The following is a 1517-nucleotide window of genomic DNA, read 5'->3' on the forward strand; positions in this document are numbered from 1 at the left end:
CCGGGCGCTGTCGCCATGACGGCTCCCGGCCGCCACCTCGGCATAACAGCAGGGTCCGCATAAGAGGCCTTATGCCGAGATCGGCATAAGGCCTCGGCCATAGTCCCCTTCATGCCCAAAACCAGCCGGTCGTCGAACCGGCGCGGGTGGTAGACGCCGTCCGCGTCGGCGACCAGCGTGTCGGTCATCGCCGCGAGGTCGAGGAGCCGGTACCAGTCCGCATTGTTGCGGGCCAGCCGGCTCACCTCGAGCGCGAGGATGATCCCGACCTGGCCCAGGCCGACCTGGGCGGCCAGCTCGGCGAACCCGGAGCGTCCGGCCGCGCTGGCGCCGGAGATGCCCTGGTCCTCGTCCACGACATTGACCTGCGCGTGGGACCAGCCGAGCGCCACCGCGCGCTGGACCAGATCGTACTGGCGGGCCGTGGATTCCTTGTTGCGTTCCAGCTGAAGCAGTGTTGATTGGCGCACGTAGACGATCGCCGCTCTTTGCCGGTGGGACGCGGTGACCTTGCTGTTCTCACTCATCGTCGGCCTCCGCCTGTTGTGCGGCGGTCATCTTGGCGATGAGGTGGGCGAGTTGCGTGATGGCCTCGGCCAGCTGAGGCTGCGGGAGTTGTCCTATCAGCCGGTTCGGTGGCGGCGATACCTGCTCGGGGAGCAGACTGAGTTGGACAGGCTGCACGGTCGTCCTCCTTGCACGGTGACTGCCGTGCAGCCTGCTCCCGCCCGGCGACCGCCCGGGCCAGAAGCGAGGAAACCAGCCCATACGCCTCTAACAGCTGCCCCTGTGCAGCGAGTTGCCCGAGCGAATCGCCTCCGGCTGCAGTGGCTTCCTGCTTGCCTTTGGGGGAAGTCGGTCCAGGCCGCCGGGATCAGCGACTTGCTGCCATCCGGCAGGACCAGCAGCAACTCCAGCCGTCCGCGGCAGTGCATCTGCCCGAGGATCTCAAGGCTGCAGCCCTTGAGCGGGTGGTGGTCCCGGACCACCTGCACGCACGTCATCGCGCACCGCCATCGTGAACGGACAGTGCGGGATCAGCGCAGCCGCCCGCGCGCAGCACGGCCTCGGCCACCAGCACCACGGTGGGTGCGTCCAGGCTGGTCAACGCGTCCGCCAGGTCGACCGGGACACCCTCGGCCAGGCTCGCGCACAGCCGCAGCACCTGGACCTCGCCGCTGGAGCAGGCCAAGCGCCCGCGCTTGAGGCGGGCTGTCACCCGCGGCCAGTCGACGAACGCCATCGGCGTCCCATCCGCAGCGGGGACGGGCTCAACGAACTCGGCGACGAAGTCGTCGCGGCGCAGCCACCGTTCCTGGCCGATCAGCAGCTCGACGGCCGCCATCGCGCAGTACAGGCCGGCGGCACCGGCGCGCAACGCGGCCGCGAGGTCCTCGATGCGGGTAGTGAGTCCGGGCTTCGTTCGACAATGTCGATCACCAGATCCTGATGGAACTGGTGGCAGAGCGCATCGCCGATCGTAAGGTGTTGCGGCTGGTCCGGGGGTTTCTGCGGGC

General features: G+C 68.8%; 3 protein-coding genes. All 3 read right to left on the minus strand.

Going from position 1 to position 1517, the window contains the following annotated elements; genetic code table 11:
• A partial coding sequence (locus ACWDA7_RS52805) for a recombinase family protein (protein WP_450615347.1) occupies window positions 1–527 on the minus strand: 527 nt, incomplete at its 3' end.
• Window positions 520–684 carry a hypothetical protein gene (locus ACWDA7_RS52810; protein WP_450615349.1) on the minus strand — a complete coding sequence of 55 codons (165 nt, stop codon included), beginning with the start codon at window positions 682–684 and terminating at the stop codon, window positions 520–522. The genes ACWDA7_RS52810 and ACWDA7_RS52805, both read right to left, overlap by 8 nt.
• A gap of 316 nt (window positions 685–1000) precedes the next feature.
• A complete protein-coding gene (locus tag ACWDA7_RS52815; RefSeq protein WP_450615351.1) occupies window positions 1001–1378 on the minus strand; it encodes a hypothetical protein in 378 nt (125 codons plus the stop codon).
• Between the last annotated feature and the right edge of the window lie 139 nt (window positions 1379–1517).

The organism is Streptomyces sp. NPDC001156, from assembly GCF_053598275.1.